This window comes from Marinobacter salexigens (assembly GCF_018860765.1).
Lineage (GTDB): Bacteria > Pseudomonadota > Gammaproteobacteria > Pseudomonadales > Oleiphilaceae > Marinobacter > Marinobacter salexigens_A.
Genome location: NZ_JAHKPV010000015.1, coordinates 35,661 through 54,332 on the forward strand (window position 1 = coordinate 35,661; position 18,672 = coordinate 54,332).

Consider the following 18,672-nt stretch of genomic DNA (forward strand, 5'->3'; position numbering starts at 1 on the left):
AAATATAACAGAGAGACAGGGGTTTGCATTATGTCCGAGCCATGGAATTGCCTTCCGTTACCTTTGGCAGACGATGTTGCTGCCAGTTGGGCTTCGGTTTTTCCTGAAGGTTTGCCCGATTGGCTGCTGGACGATGCCAGCGTATCGGAAGAGGTAATTGCTCAGGCTGTTGCCCGCAGCCTCTTTTTACGCCAAACCCTTGAGCGGCATCCGGAACAGGTCTGCGCGCTGTTGCAATCGCGGGTGCTGAGTGAGCCGACTACTCCCGACTACTTGCAGGCACGTTGGGGTGAGAGTCTTGCCGATGTCACCGATGAACCCAGCTTACACGCAGCTTTACGCCGCTTTCGTCGGGAAACGCAGTTCCGAATTATCTGGCGGGATTTGCTGCGCTGGGCCGACCTAGAGGAGACCATGGCCGCGACGAGTGCGTTTGCAGAGGTTTGCATTCAGGGAGCGCTGGACTGGCTGCATGAAGCCGCTTGTGAGCAATATGGCACGCCTTGGGGTAAAGACCCGGTATCGGGTGAGGAGGTGCCGCAATCCTTGGTCGTTATAGGTATGGGAAAGCTGGGTGGGCGCGAGCTAAACGTGTCTTCGGATATAGATCTGATTTTTGCGTTTCCCGGTAAGGGCGAAACCCGGGGCAGCGGTCGTTCGCTGGATAATCAGCAATTTTTTATCCGCCTTGGTCAGCGTCTGATTCAAGCTCTGGATCAGATTACTGCCGATGGTTTTGTATTCCGTGTGGATATGCGCTTACGTCCTTATGGACAAAGCGGGGCGCTTGCGTTGAGCTTTGCGGCACTGGAAACCTATTACCAAGATCAAGGGCGTGATTGGGAACGCTACGCCATGGTCAAGTCCCGGGTGGTGGCTGGGGATATGAAAGCCGGTCAGGTTCTTATGGAGAGCCTGCGACCATTTGTGTATCGAAGATATATTGATTTCAGTGCGTTCGAGTCTTTGCGCAGCATGAAAGCCATGATTGGTCGTGAAGTGCGTCGGCAGGGGTTGGAGAACAATATTAAGCTCGGCAGCGGTGGCATCCGGGAAATCGAGTTTGTGGTTCAGGCGTTCCAGCTCATCCGTGGTGGCCGGGATAGAGAGCTGCAGCAGCGGGAGTTGCTGATCATCCTAAAAGAGCTTGAAGTCTTGGAGTTGCTGCCGCCTCAGGTAATCAACGAGCTCCGCGAGGCCTATGTTTTTCTCCGTAATCTGGAGCATGTGCTGCAAGGCATGGAAGATAAGCAAACCCAGTTGTTGCCTGAAAATGATCTGGCAAGAGCACGAATTGCGCTGATCATGGGGTTTGATGACTGGCATAGCTGCCAGCAAGAGCTGGCCCGGCACCGGGAAAATGTTGCCACGCATTTTGCCAACATTATTGCCAGCGAAGAGGATGATAGCAGCGCTCAGTCATCACTAGACGAAGGCTGGTGCGAGCTATGGCTGGCGGAAGTTGATGAGGCTTCAGACACCCAGTGGCTGGAAAAACACGGTTATGAAGATCCGGCAGCCAGTCTCAGACTTCTCAGAAGTTTGCGTGATAGCCGCACTGTCCAAACTATGCAGACACAAGGGCGCAAGCGCTTGAATCAGTTTATGCCAGTGCTTTTGGAGGCGCTGACGGAAGTAGATAAGCCCTCCGAAACCCTTTCTCGGGTTTTGCAGCTAGTTGAAGCGATATTGCGTCGAACGGCTTACATGGTGTTGCTGCTGGAAAACCCGGGTGCCCGTGCACAACTGGTAAGTCTATGCAGTGAAAGCCCATGGATTGCAAGGCAACTGGCAGAAACGCCGCTGCTGCTGGATGAGCTGCTTAACGCCGAAAGCCTATACAGCCCGCCTGCCCGCGACGAGTTGCAGGATGACTTGCGACAGCAAATGCTGCGAATTTCTTACGATGATCTGGAGAACCAGATGGAATCGCTGCGTCACTTCAAGAAAGCCCACACTCTGCGGGTTGCTGCCTCTGAGCTCAAAGGCACCTTGCCTCTTATGAAGGTGAGTGACTACCTGACTTGGATTGCAGAGGTGGTGCTAGATCATGTTGTGGATGTCGCCTTTGCCAATTTGGTCGCTCGCCACGGCTATCCCGGGCAGGCTGAGGGTGTAAGCAGGGGCACGGATTTCGCGATTATCGGTTATGGCAAGCTTGGAGGTATCGAACTTGGTTATACGTCGGACCTTGATCTTGTGTTTATTCACACAGCCGATCCGGCGCTGGCAACAGACGGTGATAAGCCCATTGATAATGCGGTTTTCTATACGCGCCTTGGGCAGCGGATTGTTCACATACTTAATGCCCAAACACCGTCGGGCCAGCTGTATGAAGTCGACATGCGACTGCGACCCTCAGGCAATTCCGGGTTGCTCGTTAGTACGTTGCAAGCGTTTGAAAAGTATCAGCGCAATGACGCATGGACTTGGGAGCACCAAGCTTTGGCCCGAGCCCGGGGCGTTGCCGGAAGTACCGAAGCCATTTCAGCGTTTGAAACAGTTCGGCATAACATACTTTGCCAGAGTCGGGATAAAGACAAGCTGCGTCATGAAGTGGTGGAAATGCGAGAGAAGATGCGCAGCACCTTGGGCACGCCGGAGAGCAAACAAGAAGAGACTTTCCACATCAAGCACGATGCTGGCGGTATTGTGGATATGGAGTTTATGGTGCAGTACTTGATGCTCGCCTGGTGTGAGTTGCATCCTGAGTTGACCCAGTGGTCTGATAATATCCGGCAGATGGAGGAGTTGGGCAGGGCAGGTGTATTGCCTGTAAGCGATGCAGAGAAACTGCGGGAAGCCTACATTGCGCTGCGCTCCAGCATTCACAGACGGGCGCTGCAGAATCTCAACAGTCAGGTTGCAGGCGGTGCGTTTGTAGACGAGCGGGTTTACATTCGATCTGTCTGGCAGAAAGTCATGGCGGTATAGCTTGCCTGCTGTCGTTCCGTCAAAATTTCCTGCTAGAATGCAAGTTCCCCAAAACCGCTTTTTTAGGAGCAACGAAGCATGTCGATGGCTGATCGCGATGGCGTTATCTGGCTTGATGGAGAAATGGTCCCCTGGCGTGATGCCAAAACCCATGTCCTGACCCACACCTTGCATTACGGCATGGGCTGTTTTGAAGGCGTGCGCGCATACAACACTGCGAATGGCCCGGCTATTTTTCGCCTGAAAGAGCACACCGACCGCTTGTTCCGATCCGCTCATATTCTGAATATGAAAATGCCGTTCACCAAGGAAGAGTTGAACGATGCCCAGTGTGCTGCAGTTCGTGAGAACAATCTGGATGAAGCCTACCTGCGCCCAATGGCGTTTTTGGGCTCTGAAGGCATGGGGCTGCGAGCAGACAACCTGAAAGTGCACGTGATGATTGCAGCTTGGAGTTGGCCGTCTTACATGTCGCCGGAAGCCAAGGAAATCGGTATCAAGGTGCGGACCTCCTCCTATACCCGCCACCACGTTAATATCACTATGTGTAAAGCCAAAGCCAATGGTAACTATATCAATTCCATGTTGGCGTTGAACGAAGCTATCGCCAGTGGTTGCGAAGAAGCCCTGTTGTTGGATAACGAAGGCTATGTGGCTGAGGGCTCCGGCGAGAACATTTTCATTATGCGAAATGGGGTATTGCATACTCCAGAACTAACCTCGTGTTTGGAAGGTATTACTCGCCAAACTATTCTGGATTTCGCAGCGGAATTGAACATTCCGGTAAAAGAGCGCCGTATTACACGTGATGAGGTTTATATCGCAGACGAGGCATTCTTTACCGGTACAGCCGCTGAAGTGCTGCCTATTCGTGAGCTGGACGGCCGCGCCATTGGCGCAGGCAAGCGCGGGCCGGTAACCGAGAAATTGCAGGCTATGTATTTTGACGCAGTGAAAGGAAAGCTGCCGCAGCATAGTGACTGGCTGACACACGTGCGGTAATTGCCCAGTGGGGGCGGATTACATCGAGCATAAAGGGGACACCGGAGGTTATTTGGTGTCCCTCGCCGCCAAAGAGCATTTCCGGGAAGAATGGTTTGATCCGGAGTTTTGGGGTGAGCAAGCGGTTTTAATTACTCAGGGTGGCCGAGGCGCCGCGTGGTTTATTCACGCGCCTTGTGGCGAGCTTGTCTTGCGCCACTTTTGCCGTGGAGGGTTACCCGGGCGCTTTATACGGCGAGGTTATGTGTTTACTCGTGAGGAAGCCGTTCGGTCAGTTGCTGAATTCCGGTTATTAAATCATCTCTTCAAACGAGGCTTGCCTGTTCCTGAGCCTCTGGCAGCAGGCTATCGTTTGCGTGGGCGCCTGCTCTACACTGCTTCTATAATTGTCCGCCGGATTCCCGATGCAAAGCCTATTGCAGAATGTGTCAGCACTTCGAGCGGAGAAATCTGGCGCGCAGCCGGTAAATGTGTGCGCAACTTTCACAACGCAGGTGTGTTCCACGCCGACCTCAATTGCATGAATATTCTGGTTGCTGATCAGGTCTACCTGATTGATTTTGACCGTGGCCGCATAATGCCTGAACAAGCCGGAGAGCGCTGGAAGAAAGGCAATATTCGCCGTCTCGAACGTTCAGTGAAGAAGTGCTTAGGGCAACTGGACAGCAATATGCGTAATCAATTCTGGCAGGACTTTATGGCAGGTTACCGCGGGGCCTGATCAGTATACGGGTGTTTCGCCGGGGGCTGTTCTACGAAAACGCTTGTACTCCCACTGATATTGGGCCGGAGCCAATTCAATGCAGCGCTCTACAGAATGATTCAGTGCGAGAAGCGATTCAGACATGTCTTTAGAGGTCATGCCGTCATCCGCTCGCTTTATAACTATTTTGAATCCCTCGCCGTTGGGCAGCCGTTGGGCAAAAGTGATCAGAGGGTGCGCGTCCGTTTTGTGGATCAGCTTTGAGGCGAGAGTCATAGTGACCGCAGGAATGCCAAAAAATGGCGCAAACTCACCGCCTTCTTGTCTTGGGGTTTGGTCGGGCAGCACGCCTACCACGCCTCCGTCGCGTAAGATGGCAAGGAGGCGCATAATTCCCCGCCGATCCGTCGCAACAAGCTCGGAACCACTGCGGCTACGTACGTTTTTAATGTAGGCTTCAAATTCCGGACGATTTGGTGGGCTATAAAGTGCTGCCATTTTGTAGCGGGAAGCGAAGAATAACCCTGCCAGTTCCCAGTTACCCAAATGCGGTGCTAGAAGGAGCAAGCCTTTGCCGTCGGCCTTGTAGTCATCAAGCAGCTCTTCACCTTCAATTTCCTTGATCAAACCTAGACAACGTTCGACGGGCCACTCCCACATCAACGGAATTTCCATTGCTGTCGCTCCGGTTTCACGAAGGCTCTGTTTGCCCAGCTCTTCGCGCTCTGAGTCTGTAAAATGCGGATAGCAGGCACGAAGGTTCTTTCGCGTGGTTTCCACAGACCGCCCGCCAAGTTTCCACACTACGCCCCCGAGAAAACGGCCGATGTGTTGTGCCCAACGTAGGCTGAGAAGGGATAGTAAGCGGAAAGCCAGAGCAATGAGTTTGGCGGACACAGGAGAAATCCAATCAGCAGAGTGCGAAGCGGAAAAGTACCATTGTCATCTGGCCCGCACAAGACGATGGCCACTCAGTTAATCTAGGGTTTTCTGTTTTTGATGTGGCTCCATGATAGAATTTCTCGCTTTTCGAACTGTCGCCCAGTGAGAGGTCATCCCTGCTGCCGGGCGCAAGAACCAGACGTGGCCCGGGCAACAACTATGTGGAATCTAATCCAATTGGCTTTTTTCCGATTTGCGGCAGGTGGTTGGATACCTGCCAGATGGTTTGAGCCAAATCTGCCTCCAGAGAATGATCGAGCGGCCCGCAATGGCCATCTAACGCTGGAAGTCGTCAGTCATTGCTGGAACTACTCGCATTTTCTGGTGTACCAACTGAGTTCCGTTGTGCTTTTTCCGCCCCAAAAGCTTGATGTAACAATGACCGTTTTTTACAGCCCAGACGATGTAAAAACCAAGGCATTATTGGATTTTTTTGGCCAGCAGAGCGTCCCAGGCGTTACTTGGAACTGGCAGCCAGTGCCAAAACAACAGCTTTTCCGTCGCTCTATTGGCCGCAATCGGGCTGCACTCGCTACAAAGGCTGACTGGGTTTGGTTTACAGACTGTGATCTGATGTTTCGCGACGATTGCCTCGATGTTTTGGCTGAGGTGCTACAAGGCAGGAAAGAAGCACTATTATTCCCTGCAGTTGAGCGCACAACGGACCTGTTGGCTGAAAACAACCCTATGCTTCAGGTCGGCTCGACGGAGCCGCAGGTACTGGATATCGACACCACCTCCTTTACCTCGCGACAAATATCCAAAGCTACCGGGCCGCTTCAGATTGCCCATGGCGATGTGTGTAGGGCTGTGGGCTATTGCCAAAATATAGGCCTCTATCAGCAACCTGTAGAGAGTTTTGCAAAATGCCATGAAGACCGCGCATTTCGTTGGCTGCTTCGCAGCCAGGGCGAGCCCATTTCAATTCCCGGTGTTTTTCGAATTCGGCATGTTGCGAAAGGGCGTTACAGTGGTAACGACACACGAAGCAAGTTTAGAACATGGTTGCGAGTTTGGCAGTCGCAAAGACGAGATAGAAAGCAGGGAAGCGGCTCGGCGAATGACTAGCTTTGAAGGAGTGCCAGGGTGAACGCTTCGGGATCAACAGGCAAGGGAGGGGTAGTGTCAGCTTCTTTCTCTGCCCGAGTGGCCTCTAAATTCCCTGTTTTGATGGCTGTTTGGCTCTTTCTTGCTGTGTTGGGGCCGCATCAAGAACTCTACAAGGTCTTTTTCCACGGCATAATCGCGCCAGCTGTATTGGTGTTGCTGTTTTCGAAAAGACTTAGTTTTGCGAGAGTTGACTCCCTTTTAAAAGTGGCGCTGTGCTTTTTCGTGTACGCAGGGGTTACGACTTTTTTTGTTGGGCTCGGCCCGATTGATGGACACTTCCGAGCCCTGCGATGGTCTATCGAAGCAGCATTTGGTCTTCTTGCTCTTTGGGCATGGCTGCCAGATGTAATGCGCCGCCCCGTGTGGTGGGCCAAATATCTTTTGGTTATTACATGTTGCGCTGCATTAGCCGGAATTTTGAAGTTTGTGCTTTTGGATGGCATGCAAGGGCGACTGACCGGCTTTGGCGGCCTGCATAACCCTATCCATGCCGGCGCCGTGTTTATCGTGTTTTTGGCGATTGCGCATTTTGTTCTAGCTAAGCAAGTCGCTCCAACAGCAGTAAGAGACCGCCTTTTGCTGCTGTTTACCTTGGCTCTCGTCGCAGTGGCCGTTTTGCTCTCCGAGAGCCGTGGCCCCATCGTTGCGATGCTAGCTTATTTGCCATTTATCGCCATCGTTGAGCTGCACTCGGGCGTCAGGCTCAGGAGCTTCCTTATTTCGGTTGTCGCTATAGCCATGGTGGTTGGTGCGGTAGTAATCACCTATGGCCCCGAGTCGTTAATGGACCAGTTGATGGCTAGAGGAACCTCTTATCGGCTAGAAATTTGGAAGGGATATATAGACTATCCGCCGGACTCTTGGTTATTTGGCTTCGGGCTGGGAACAGAAAGTCGGTACGTCCCTGCAGTAGAGGCGTTTTGGAAACCCAATGGCATTCCCGTTTTTCATCCTCACAGTGTTTATGTGGGCACACTAGTAGAAACAGGGATCATTGGTGTGCTATTCCTCATTCTAATGGCCGGGCTGCTATTTAAGAGTGTATACAGTTCAGCGTTGGCGAGTCAGGAAAAGGTGCGCTTAGTAGGCATACTTGGGTTGGTGTTTATTCTCACGCTGACTGTTTCACAGGGCGTTATCTCGTCAATAAAAATGCTGTGGTTGTTTTTTTGGTTTCCAGTGGCCTTCGTTTGGTTCTGGAGCAAAGTTTCTCCCGAACGCACTGATTGATAGGTTATCTATGAATACTAGGCTTCTATTCTGTGTTTTTTCATTCAATCGCGGTCGGTTTTTGGAGCACTGCATAAGTACAATCGAGCAGTGCGTACCGGACGCGGATATTGCGATTTTTGATGACGAAAGCTACGACGACTATACCTGCGAGGTGCTAGCCCGATTCGCAGATAAGCATGAAGTGCTGCAGCCTGGAAACCAGTCCACGCACAAGCTGGGGGGGTTGTACGGCAATATGCAGTCGGCGCTGGAGTATGCTGCCGACCGCAGTCTTGTTTGTTTTTTGCAAGATGACATGCAAGTTGTCCGCCCTCTTGCTAGCGACGAAATAGCGGGATTCGATCGCACGTTTGATGAGAATCCAAACCTTGCATTTCTTCATCCATGTTTTTTAAAAGGGATAAATCGAGAGCGGGATGTCTCAACGTTGGATTTCAATCCCGATTTAGCGGCCTATCGTCGAAGCGATACAGGGCAGAGTGCAGGCCAGTACTTCTCAGCTATCCTGATTGTTCGCCCTTCTAGGTTGTTGGATAAAGGCTGGTTGTTTCGCAGAAATGAACCCGAGAACGACCAGCAGGCCAGACAGCATTTCGAGCGGATAGGCCACCTATTTTCGCCGTTCGCAATGTGGCTACCTGAAGTGCCCGCATACCGCGGAAAGCGTAAGACCCTAGCATTGAAGTTGGCAGAAAGGGCAAGGGGGTGCGACCTGTACCCCTATAAGATAATGAGCGATCAGGAGGTCCGCAGCTTAAATACCCGGTCGTCTGATGTGCTGCCTATTGCAGAAGATTTTCTGGAGTGTACGAATAGCAACCTGCCAACGCCTTGGGGATACTATCCCATGCAAGGGAGTCGCTGGCTCAAAAAACTGAATAGCTTAGAGTTGGCCCTTAGGCGTTTATTCAAGTTATAAGATGCTGGCGGCCCTCGGCCGAATTGGACGGGTTAGAACCTTATGAATCAAGTTGCGTTGGATGACAAAGTGAAGCCGGTCATTCATCTTGTTGTGGTCGAGCTGCACCACCACAGTGAGCTGATTCGGAATATTGTTGAGGTTCTGGGAAACGGCCTTTTCAAGATTTCGATTGTGACACTGCCGAAAATTTTTGAAGATGCAGGGTTGGACGCCAACAGCGGTTCCGTTTTCACTGCACACCTGAAAAAGCCTGATGAGTCAGTTGATGTATTTATCCGCCGAATGAAAGCCGTTTTTGAGTCTGCGGATATTCTATACTTCAACACGATTCGCCACTACTGGGATGAGCTGGCTCAAATCGAGTCCGCAGCGCCCTCAATGGTTAGAGTGCATAATGCGCATTGCGATTTTGCCCCCTGGGGACACTTCCATAAACCATTTGTGAATATCTTTGGCATCCTCTCTCACCTGATTCGAAAAGTGTTGGTTGGCGGGGAGTGGCGCGCAAAAGATAGGCTATTCCAAAAAATTGATTACTTCATGTTTCCCAATCAAGCCATTACCGATTATGTACTGAAAAACAAATGGCTACCCGCCTCCCGGGTTCTACCTCCGGTGTTGCCATTTGGGTTTCTTGGAACAAAACATCAGACCCTAGTGAAAAGTGATGAAGAGGTCCGAATCGCAATCACAGGAAAAGTGACGAATGCGAAGAAGGATTTTGAGTTGGTGTTCAGCGCTCTTAAAGCGTGTTTGGCGCAGCTCAATAAGCCGGTTCGGCTTGTTTTGCTTGGAAAGGCTGCCGATAAACAAGCGCAGTCAATTCTTGCGAAGTTCAAATCTCTGGAGGGCCAGATGTTCTCCTTGGACTATAGCGAAAGCTACGTGCCGGCCGAGGTGTTTGAAGAGAAAGTTAAGAGCATCGACTTTTTGCTTGCGCCTATACAAGTTCACACTCACTTTCGGAAGTATCACGAGGTATACGGAAAAAGTAAGGCGTCTGGGATTGATGTTGATGTGCTGCTCTACAGAAAACCGTCGTTGGTTGTTTCTGGCTATCAAATGAAGGGCGCTCTCAACGGGGTTGTCGAGTATTTTGAGCCAACTCAGGCGTCTTTATCTCAAATGCTGGTCCGCTGGGTGAATGATGGGACCTACGAGCAACTCGCAGGTAATTTTGAAGCGCTTCAAGGCTATCAGCGTGACGAGATTGCCGATAACTTTCACCAACTCTGCCAAAACTTGATGTCGTCCCGCCCGCGCTCTTAATTATGGGCGGGGCGAGAAAGCTGCTCTATTCCGTGAGTGGTGCGTGTGATTCCTTGTTTTTCTGAATCCACACGCAAGGCCTTGTTAGCTGCGACAAGCTCAGGGTCTTTGTACCCACGCTTATGGTCCAAATGGATAACAATAGCGTTGTAGCGGACGTGCTTGGGCTTGATGCCTATATTAGTAAGCCTCACGCCAAACTCACGATCAAGTCCGCCCCAGGGCATTCGTTCGTCAAAGCCGTTCACTGCCAAGATGTCCTTGAGCCAAGCTGAGCCATTCGACCCTTTGAAGTTGCAGGCTGTTGGCGTGAGGGCGTTAAAAATTTTCGCCTTGAGCGGGGTCGCGGTGAGCTTGCTGTTTTTATGGCTGGATTTAAGACCGTTAGCTTTTAACCATTTTAGATCAAAGCAGCGCCCACTGATGATGTCGTCTTTAGTAATGGCCTTGCTGGTGCTCATAGGGAGCTTGTGATAACCGCCAGAAAGGTATTTATTAGGCTCTGCTTCCCGGGCATGAACTTCTAGGAAGTCTTTGCGAGGTATGCAGTCGCCGTCAGTAAAAACGACATACTCTGACTCTACCTCTAAGATAGATTTATTCAGGATTCGACACTTCCGAAAGCCCTTGTCTTCCTGCCATACGTGTTTAATCTTCATGCCGGTTTCGTCACGAATGCGGTCGATAACCTCTTGGGTCTCTTTTGTAGATCCGTCGTCTCCAATGATCATCTCGAAGTCTTCATGGGACTGGACGCTGTATCCCCACAGAACTTTTTCAAGCCACTCTGGCGAATTGTAAGTGGTCATAATGACAGAAAGCTTCATGGTGTCAGTCCTGTAAGTAATCTTTGACTCCGAGGCCAGAGGCGGCCCTTGAATCAGGGGTAATACAACTTCGGGATTGCTCGTGGGATGCCTGAGTTACTTTAATAAACGACGAACGCTCACCTCAAGCTGATTTAAGGGTTTCAACCAGCCAGTATTCGCCAGCGGATTATAGGCCCATGGTTTTGGTGGTTCAAAACCTTCACAACGCAAAAAGTCTTCTGCAACAGGTAGCTTGTGACTGTCTCTATGTTTAAGAGACGTGCTTTCCTGTTCTGACATCAGTGCAAACGGATAGTAACCGCAGTTTCTCTTTTTTTCAGCAAGCTTTAAACCGATCGTCTTTTTCTTGCCGCGATATGCTGGGACCTCAGGCAGCCACATAGCAAATGGGGCATGAAGGTAGCCCATTAGTGTAAAAGCTTTGGCCGCTACTTTATTATTTTCCGGCTCTGAGTGAGAAAATGTCCATTTGGCGGATACCAAACGTTGGGGCTTCATTATGAGCAGTGCGGAAAAATAGGCGCCTGAACTGCGCGGTGTGGATTCCTTGAAATAGAGCCCAAGCCCAGAGTTATAGGAGTATTGGGCGTTCTTAGTAAAATTAATTCCGCGAATAAAGCATGGGCTTATAAAGGCGAGCGAAGGCTCTGCGGTAAAAGCGTGTTCAATTTTAGCAAAGTCGTCGTCACCCAATTGTCGCACCATTTGAGTGTCATCTTGCAGGTAACAGACTAAGTCAGCATGGCGAAATTTTTCGAAGGCCAGCTGCATGTTGCCATAGAGCCCACCAAGGTGATGGCGCGACTTTACATTTTGATCGGGTCGAATGATGTCGTGCGTCTTACTATAGTTTTCGAGTACTCGTATTGTTTCAGGGTCGTTGCTGTTGTCATCAAAAATCGTGATAGGGTGCCCTGGGGCGCAACTTTCAATGGAGCGGATGCAGTTTTCTAGGAACTGGCCCCTGTTGAAAGAAAAGATGCAGAAGATCATTGCGACCCCTTAGGTTGTTTGGTCTCTTTGTTAGGCAGACTCAAAGCCTCACTTTCTGCCGTATCGATCTTCATACCGGACAATATCATCCTCACCGAGATAGGAGCCGGACTGGACTTCAATTAGCTCTAAATCGATAACGCCCGGGTTTTCCAAAGAATGCACCTGTCCTATCGGGATATAAGTGGACTGATTTTCAGTGACCAGATAGGTTTTTTCGCCGTTCGTTACCTTTGCGGTGCCGCTGACGACGATCCAGTGTTCGGCGCGATGATGATGCATCTGCACGGAAAGCTTGGCGCCAGGCTTCACAGTGATTCGCTTGACTTGATAGCGATGGCCACTGTCTATGGAGTCATAAACGCCCCAGGGGCGATACACCTCACGGTGGTTCATATGTTCGTGCCGGCCATCATTGCGGATTTGCTCGACCACTGCTTTTACTTCCTGAACCTTGTCTTTGCGAGCAACGAGAACCGCGTCTTTGGTTTCAATGATTACAAGATCATCGACACCAATCGTGGCGACGAGCCTACTGTCTGCACGCACAAGGGTGTTGCTGGCTTGGAGAGCTATCACGTCTCCACTCAGGCTATTTCCCTCAGCGTCTTTATCGTTAACTTCCCAAAGAGCGGACCAGGAACCTATATCGCTCCACCCAGCGTCAAGAGAAACAACCGCAGCGTGATCGGTTTTTTCCATAACGGCGTAGTCAACGGATTCGGAGGGGCAACTGGCGAACAGCTCGGAGTTAACCCGGATAAAGTGAAGGTCTTCATGGGTGTCTGCCATAGCCGCACGGCAGGCTTTGAGAATATCCGGGCGGTGTAACTCAAGTTCGTTTAGGTACTGCTGGGCACCGAACATAAACATGCCGCTGTTCCAGAGGTACTCTCCTGATTCAAGATAGGCCTTAGCCGTTTGACTGTCGGGCTTTTCAACAAAGCCATCAACCGAGTAACAATCAGCAGAAAGTTCAGCTCCACGGTGTATATATCCGTAACCGGTTTCCGGTTGATGGGGAACAATTCCGAAGGTCACAAGCTTGCCTTCTTGGGCTAAAGGTACGGCTTTTGCTACGCCTTGTTGGAAAGCACTTACATCTTTGATGAGGTGGTCCGCGGCAAGAACTAGCATTAAAGGGTCTTCACTATCGCTGCTCTCACACAGGCGAAGCGCTGCCAGCGCGATGGCAGGCGCGGTGTTACGACCGCAAGGCTCCAGAATAATGCTGCTGTCCTCAAGTCCGGATTGTCGCATCTGCTCTGCCGCCAAAAAGCGGTGCTCCTCATTGCAAATTAGCAGCGGTTTGCGAATGTCCATTCCATCGAGCCTGGCCACTGTAGATTGCAGCATAGAGAGCGGACCGTCGGTCAGCTTAAGAAACTGTTTCGGGTTCAGCTGCCGAGACAGTGGCCAAAGGCGTGAGCCGGTGCCACCAGCCATAATGACGGGATAAATCATGCAATTGCTCCAAACGTTGCTTTAAGTCAGCATTGGCATCTTCGAAGGGCGGAATATTAACACAGGCTGCTCTGTCTGGCAGTTAAGGGGGGCGCCAAATCCCCTGACTAATACAAAGAGGTTGTGGATGAAAGTATGTCAGGTCATGGCCGGAGACGGAGACGGTGGGCTTGAGAGCCATTTCGTTGAGCTTAGTAACGGCTTGGCGAGTGCTGGCTGCAATCTGGTCGCCATAGGTCATAAAAAATACCGCAGTCGCTTTGAGCCATCTGTGAAGCATATCGCACTCGATTTAAGTGGAGGGCGCCGTAATCCGCTACTGTTAGGGCACCTTGCTTGGATTTTACGACAGGAAGCCCCTGATATCGTTCATGCCCAAGCTAACAAAGCGGTTGAAATGCTGGCACATATTAGGGTCGTAGTTCCCGGGTATCGCGTGGGGACTATTCATAATAGTAAGCGTTCGACTGGGATGTTTGCCCGAATGCAAACAGTTATAGGTGTCAGTAAGGGTGTAACTTCCAACCTTACACACCCTGATGTGCGTGTTGTTTACAACGGTATCAAACCTTGTTCCGAGCAAGCGGTTGATCGGTACGCATTTGCGCAAACCTTTGATTTGAGAGCACATCTTCCAATAACCCTGTCCGTCGGTCGGTTGGTACCCACTAAAGCCTTTGATAACCTGATTTCAGCGTGGCAGCCCCGCCATGGGCAATTAATTATTGTTGGAGAGGGGGCAGAGCGACCCACGCTGGAAAGCATGATTCGCAAAAGAGGCTTGGAGCAGTGCGTGAAGCTGGCGGGCTTTCGCTCTGATGTTCGGGCAATGATGCAGGTGGCGGACTTGCTCGTGTTCGCCTCTCATCGTGAGGGGTTTAGTTATGCGTTGGCCGAAGCGTTGCTGTGCGGTCTACCCGTACTATCTACAAGGGTGCCTGGTGCTGAGGAGGTGCTGCCACCTGAGTATCTAGTTGAGTGCGATAATGTTGAGGCGCTCAGCGATAGATTGAGCGGGCTGATGCAAAACCTTGAGATGGCTAAGCAGGATCAGGCATCACTGTTTGATTGGGCTCAGCAGGCGTTAACGGTCGATAATATGGTTGCCGAAACGCTCAATGTTTATCAGGAGGTAATGGGCCGTAAGTGACCAGATTGAAGGTGCTGATTTTATCGGATGGCGTTCCCGGTCATGTCCATCAGGCGCGGGGTTTGGTGCATTGGCTGTCGAAGCGATACGAGTTAGTTTGCTCGGAGCAAACGGTCAGTTTACGTGCGAGACCAGCGGCACGTGTTTTGTTGCCTTATGCGCTCAAAGTGCGTGGCATAGGCACCAATGTTGGCAAGGCTTTTTATCGTACAAGGGGTCTTGGTGACACACCGCCGGATCTGATCATCTCTGCGGGCGGGAATACCTCGTTTTTGAACATTGCCTTGGCACGAAAGTGGTCTGTGCCGAATGTATTTTTGGGTTCAAGTCGCAGGTTGAATTCGGATGACTTTGCGGCACACTTGACCCTTGAGCCGACCGGAGAGCCGCACAATATCGTTATGGATCTGGTTCCAACGGGAACTGATCTGAGCGAGCAAGGCCGTAAGGGCCGTATGCTGCGAGCCAGTTTGCAGTTGCAGGCACAGCAACCGCTCTACAGCCTTATTGTTGGTGGTGACGGTTCAGGCTTTATTTATGAAGAGGCTACGTGGCGGCACCTAGGGGAGCTTGTCGAGGGTTTATCTAATCGAGACGATTGCCGGTGGCTTGTTACGACCTCGCGGCGCACGGGTGATGCAGGTGAGCAGTTGTTAAGAAACGAGTTGCCGCAGGCAGTGTTGGCAGACTCCGTTTGGTGGAGCAATGAACCCAAAAAAGTCATGAGCAGCTATCTGGGCGCGGCGGATGTCGTTTTTGTCACGGGGGACAGCATGACGATGGTTAATGAAGCAATTGCGAGCCAAAAGCCAACCGTTGTTTTGGCGCCAGACAATGCACAGCCAAGTGAGCGTCACCGTAAAGCGCTTCTGCGCTTTCAGGAGGCGGGATACTGTAATCTGCACCCGTTAGGATCAGGTGTGCCTAGTCTGCCAAGTAACGCCAATAAAGACGATCGCGCTGGTGACCTGGTGCTCTCCCAGTTAGAAAAACTGATTCCCTCGCTGCAACGCTTTCGGTAACTGCAGGCTCGTTCTCTACCAGACTATTGTTGTACCAATTTCTGGTATATATCGAGCGTAGACTCAGTTTGCGCTTGAAGCCGAAAACGGTACGGAATTTCAATGGCTGGAGTTCTGCCCTGTAACAGTTTGAGGGCTACCTGTGCGAACTCATGGGTATCATCTGGTGTTACCAGCCCATCGCGAAAACAGGCTTGTAATGTTTCTGCCGCGCCGCCTCGGTTAAAGGCAACCACAGGTGTGCCTGAGGATAGCGCTTCAGTCACTGTGCGACCAAAAGGTTCTGGCTTGGTGGACATGTGGCACACCAGATCGGCAAAGAGGTATAGCTCTGCCATGTCGTCTCTCTGCCCCAGAAACGTCACCTTGTTGGCAAGCCCAAGCTTCTTCCTATATCGCTCAAGCTCGTGCATAAAGCGCTCTTTGCCCGATTCCGCTCCGCCCACAATAATACCGTGGCAATCTGGGTTTTTGCGGGTGATCTCCTGCATGACGTCAAGAAACTGTAATTGGCCTTTCCACCGCGAAATGCGCCCGGGCATCATCAGAATGCGTTTGTTTTGGAGCTCGGGAAACTTCGCTACTAGAGCATGACGCCATGCCTCGTTCAATTCTCTGCGCTGGAAATAATCCACATCCACGCCACGCTGAATGACCGTCAGTTTTTGCTCCGGAACTTGATAGTTTTGGATGATGTAGTTCCGCACGCAATTGGATACTGCAATCACCTGATCGGACTTTGCCATGATGGCGCTATACGGATTAACGGAGTACATGCCGTGAAAGGTTGAAACAATGGCTGGCCGCTGATGTATGGGTAACCCCTTCCATGCAAGGCGCACAATCCAAGCGGGCATGCGTGAGCGCACGTGAATAATGTCTGGTTGCAACTCCTGAATCAGGGATCGCATGGGGCGGATTTGCCCCAACGACGCCGGCGACTTACGATGAATGGGCATTTCAATGTGAGTCGAGCCTTGCTCCTCAAGGCGCTTCGCCAGAGGGCCACCATTAGAAACGACAAAGGACTCGTGGCCGCGCCGTACAAGGTCCGCAGCAAACTCGACGGTGCCTCTCTCTACTCCGCCACTGTGGAGCGCCGGCAGTGCCTGAAGGATTTTCAAGAGCTCCCCCTCTTTGGTTTTGATCGCTTTTGGGTATCTGGTGCAAGCCAGCGTTGTATCACCCAATCGGCAGCCCGGTCCGCTTCCCAGAGAGCCTTTTTCTGGCCGGTTTTGCCTACCATGACCGCTGCATGATCACTCCAACGTGCCACATAACCCGCTTTTACGAGTTCTAATATGCCGTTTGCAACACGGCTTCCGGAGTGTTCTGGTAGTTGGAATAGTCCGGTTGGTACCCCGGATGTTGCTGCCTCGCACACCATGGACATGCTGTCCGGTGTTACCCAAATGGCGCGGGATGCAGCGATTTGATGGTTGAGCCAATTTTCATGTGTCTGTTCAGGGGTAACCACGCTAATTTTGGCGCTTGAAAACTCATCAATTTTTGTTACGAGCGCTTCTGGTGTTCGCCTTGAACTCGTAATCGTCCAGCGCCATTCAGGATATTCGCCGATCAGGTGAGCCACCTGCCCGAGTATCACGTCGTCGTCCCAGTCAAAATGTGCCGATGGCCCCCCAAGTAATAACAGAGCCTCCGGTTTGTCAGTAACTCTGGCAAGGGGTGTGACGGTGTTTATGGCGCCTTCGGTGATTAGCGTTTTCTGGTCTTGTGCTACGCCATCATGGGCAGGAATTATGGCGCCATCGACCCATTGGCGTGGGAAGCTGGGCTTCATAATCACCAGCGTTTTGGCGTTTCTGCGCCTTCTTAGTGAGAGTAAAAGCCTGTGTGTGCCGGAGCCTGCAGCAATAACCAGATCGGGTTGGGGGAGCGACGGGTCCAGTGAAGGGGGGATTGCCAGTAACGCCCGCCAAAGCGGAACCTTGGTGTCTTGAGTTGAAATCCAGAACAGACTGGCGCCGGCTTTAACCCGCAATCGGTTACCCAGACCTTTTAGCTGATTCCGGTGCCCGGGCTTGTTGTCTGTAAGCAACCATATTACAGGCGTAACAGAAGGGTTATTTGTCGCCATAAAAGCCCGGGTCGTTTATGTCCGGCCGTGTTTTAAAACGACGGTGCATCCAGAGGTATTGGTCTGGAGCGCGGCGGATTTCTCGCTCAAGAATCTGGTTGATTTCGGTTGCGTCCTGCATGTCGTCGCCGCTGGGAAATGGGTCCAGAGGAGGGTGGAAGTAAATGTCATAGCCCGGTTTATCCTGCCTCCGGAAGTGGCTGAACGGGACTACTTTGCAGTGGCTGCGTGCAGCAATACGGGAGGTGGCCGTAATGGTGCCCGTTGGCACCCCAAAAAATGGGGCGAAAACAATATCTTTGCGGCCGTAGTCTTGATCTGCGGCATACCACACCGTGCGGTTGTTTCGCAGGCTGCGGAACAGGCCACGGAGATCTCGTGCGCCAAGAACCGTCTCATAGCGGCGCTCCCTTGCCCGGGTCATAACGGCGTTCATCAGAGGGTTATTGTGATCCCGCTGCATAACGTCAGCTTCTATGTACTCGGTAACCAAGCTGCCCCCTAAGTCTAGAGTGCTGTAATGGCCCCCGAGTAGCAACACGCCTTTGCCTTCGGCCAAGGCGTTATCAAGATGTTCCTTGCCATGAACTTCCGTTATGTCTGTTAACTTTGCAGGGTTTCGGAACCAGGCTGTTCCCAATTCCATTAAGCCAATGCCGTTTGCGATAAAGGTGTTGCGAACTAATGCATCTTGCTGTGCCTTAGGAAGCTCGGGGAAGCACAGGCGTATATTAACCTCGGCGATGTGACGCCGTTTTTTGGTTAGCCGCAACGCTAGAAGCCCTATGCACTTGCCTAACCACCACTGAAAGCGGATAGGGAGTTGTGCGGAACACCACATGACAAAAATCCCAACCCAAGTCGGCCACCAGCGGGGGTGGCGGTAGGCTGAGTAGTCTGTATTGCGCGCCTGATGGCGGTATGTCTTAGTCACTTGAAATCTGCCCTGCAAGCTCAGTGGGTTAGTGCTTGGCCTATGCTGCCCGGTAGAGTGAGTCGG

General features: G+C 51.6%; 16 protein-coding genes. 9 read left to right on the forward strand and 7 right to left on the reverse strand.

Annotated elements, in window-relative coordinates:
* The first annotated feature begins 30 nt into the window (after nt 1–30).
* The 3 genes from glnE (at nt 31) to KO508_RS08565 (ending at nt 4,657) form a co-directional block, all read left to right on the forward strand.
* On the forward strand, nt 31–2,934 hold the full coding sequence (gene glnE / locus KO508_RS08555; RefSeq protein ID WP_216007909.1) for a bifunctional [glutamate--ammonia ligase]-adenylyl-L-tyrosine phosphorylase/[glutamate--ammonia-ligase] adenylyltransferase: 2,904 nt from the start codon (nt 31–33) through the stop codon (nt 2,932–2,934).
* 78 nt (nt 2,935–3,012) lie between these two features.
* Entirely contained in the window at nt 3,013–3,936 is a 924-nt protein-coding gene (locus KO508_RS08560; RefSeq protein ID WP_200366607.1) for a branched-chain amino acid transaminase, read from the forward strand.
* Nucleotides 3,937–3,991: 55 nt separating this feature from the next.
* On the forward strand, nt 3,992–4,657 hold the full coding sequence (locus tag KO508_RS08565; protein ID WP_216007910.1) for a 3-deoxy-D-manno-octulosonic acid kinase: 666 nt from the start codon (nt 3,992–3,994) through the stop codon (nt 4,655–4,657).
* Here KO508_RS08565 and KO508_RS08570 read toward each other — a convergent pair whose 3' ends face one another.
* Nucleotides 4,658–5,536 carry a lysophospholipid acyltransferase family protein gene (locus KO508_RS08570; protein ID WP_216007911.1) on the reverse strand — a complete coding sequence of 293 codons (879 nt, stop codon included), beginning with the start codon at nt 5,534–5,536 and terminating at the stop codon, nt 4,658–4,660.
* A 204-nt stretch (nt 5,537–5,740) separates the two neighbouring features.
* On the opposite strand from KO508_RS08570, the gene KO508_RS08575 reads away from it, so the two are divergent.
* Genes KO508_RS08575 through KO508_RS08590 form a run of 4 tightly spaced genes read left to right on the forward strand, consistent with a single transcriptional unit; the run spans nt 5,741 to nt 10,115 of the window.
* Nucleotides 5,741–6,649, forward strand: a complete 909-nt coding sequence (locus tag KO508_RS08575) for a glycosyltransferase family A protein (RefSeq protein ID WP_216007912.1) — start codon at nt 5,741–5,743, stop codon at nt 6,647–6,649.
* Between the two features lie 54 nt (nt 6,650–6,703).
* Complete coding sequence (locus KO508_RS19045; RefSeq protein ID WP_216007913.1) at nt 6,704–7,921, forward strand: O-antigen ligase family protein; 1,218 nt, start codon at nt 6,704–6,706, stop codon at nt 7,919–7,921.
* A gap of 10 nt (nt 7,922–7,931) precedes the next feature.
* Nucleotides 7,932–8,843 carry a glycosyltransferase family A protein gene (locus KO508_RS08585; RefSeq protein ID WP_216007914.1) on the forward strand — a complete coding sequence of 304 codons (912 nt, stop codon included), beginning with the start codon at nt 7,932–7,934 and terminating at the stop codon, nt 8,841–8,843.
* A gap of 42 nt (nt 8,844–8,885) precedes the next feature.
* A complete protein-coding gene (locus KO508_RS08590) occupies nt 8,886–10,115 on the forward strand; it encodes a hypothetical protein (protein ID WP_216007915.1) in 1,230 nt (409 codons plus the stop codon).
* Here KO508_RS08590 and KO508_RS08595 read toward each other — a convergent pair.
* The 3 genes from KO508_RS08595 to KO508_RS08605 form a co-directional block, all read right to left on the reverse strand.
* Nucleotides 10,112–10,942 carry a glycosyltransferase family 2 protein gene (locus tag KO508_RS08595; RefSeq protein WP_216007916.1) on the reverse strand — a complete coding sequence of 277 codons (831 nt, stop codon included), beginning with the start codon at nt 10,940–10,942 and terminating at the stop codon, nt 10,112–10,114. The genes KO508_RS08590 and KO508_RS08595 overlap by 4 nt on opposite strands.
* 96 nt (nt 10,943–11,038) lie before the next feature.
* Nucleotides 11,039–11,938 carry a glycosyltransferase family A protein gene (locus KO508_RS08600; protein WP_216007917.1) on the reverse strand — a complete coding sequence of 300 codons (900 nt, stop codon included), beginning with the start codon at nt 11,936–11,938 and terminating at the stop codon, nt 11,039–11,041.
* A gap of 48 nt (nt 11,939–11,986) precedes the next feature.
* Entirely contained in the window at nt 11,987–13,402 is a 1,416-nt protein-coding gene (locus KO508_RS08605) for a mannose-1-phosphate guanylyltransferase/mannose-6-phosphate isomerase (RefSeq protein ID WP_216007918.1), read from the reverse strand.
* 127 nt (nt 13,403–13,529) lie between these two features.
* Between KO508_RS08605 and KO508_RS08610 the strand changes: the two genes are divergently transcribed.
* Entirely contained in the window at nt 13,530–14,552 is a 1,023-nt protein-coding gene (locus KO508_RS08610) for a glycosyltransferase (RefSeq protein ID WP_216007919.1), read from the forward strand.
* On the forward strand, nt 14,549–15,574 hold the full coding sequence (locus tag KO508_RS08615) for an ELM1/GtrOC1 family putative glycosyltransferase (protein WP_216007920.1): 1,026 nt from the start codon (nt 14,549–14,551) through the stop codon (nt 15,572–15,574). Before KO508_RS08610 ends, KO508_RS08615 begins: the two co-directional genes overlap by 4 nt.
* Before the next feature lie 23 nt (nt 15,575–15,597).
* Here KO508_RS08615 and KO508_RS08620 read toward each other — a convergent pair whose 3' ends face one another.
* From KO508_RS08620 to lpxL, 3 genes are read right to left on the reverse strand one after another with little or no spacing between them, the layout of a single operon-like run.
* On the reverse strand, nt 15,598–16,698 hold the full coding sequence (locus tag KO508_RS08620; RefSeq protein ID WP_216007921.1) for a glycosyltransferase family 4 protein: 1,101 nt from the start codon (nt 16,696–16,698) through the stop codon (nt 15,598–15,600).
* Entirely contained in the window at nt 16,695–17,672 is a 978-nt protein-coding gene (locus KO508_RS08625) for a mitochondrial fission ELM1 family protein (protein ID WP_216007922.1), read from the reverse strand. The genes KO508_RS08620 and KO508_RS08625 overlap by 4 nt, the downstream gene beginning before the upstream one ends.
* Complete coding sequence (gene lpxL / locus KO508_RS08630; RefSeq protein WP_216007923.1) at nt 17,659–18,606, reverse strand: LpxL/LpxP family Kdo(2)-lipid IV(A) lauroyl/palmitoleoyl acyltransferase; 948 nt, start codon at nt 18,604–18,606, stop codon at nt 17,659–17,661. The genes KO508_RS08625 and lpxL overlap by 14 nt, the downstream gene beginning before the upstream one ends.
* Nucleotides 18,607–18,672 lie beyond the last annotated feature (66 nt).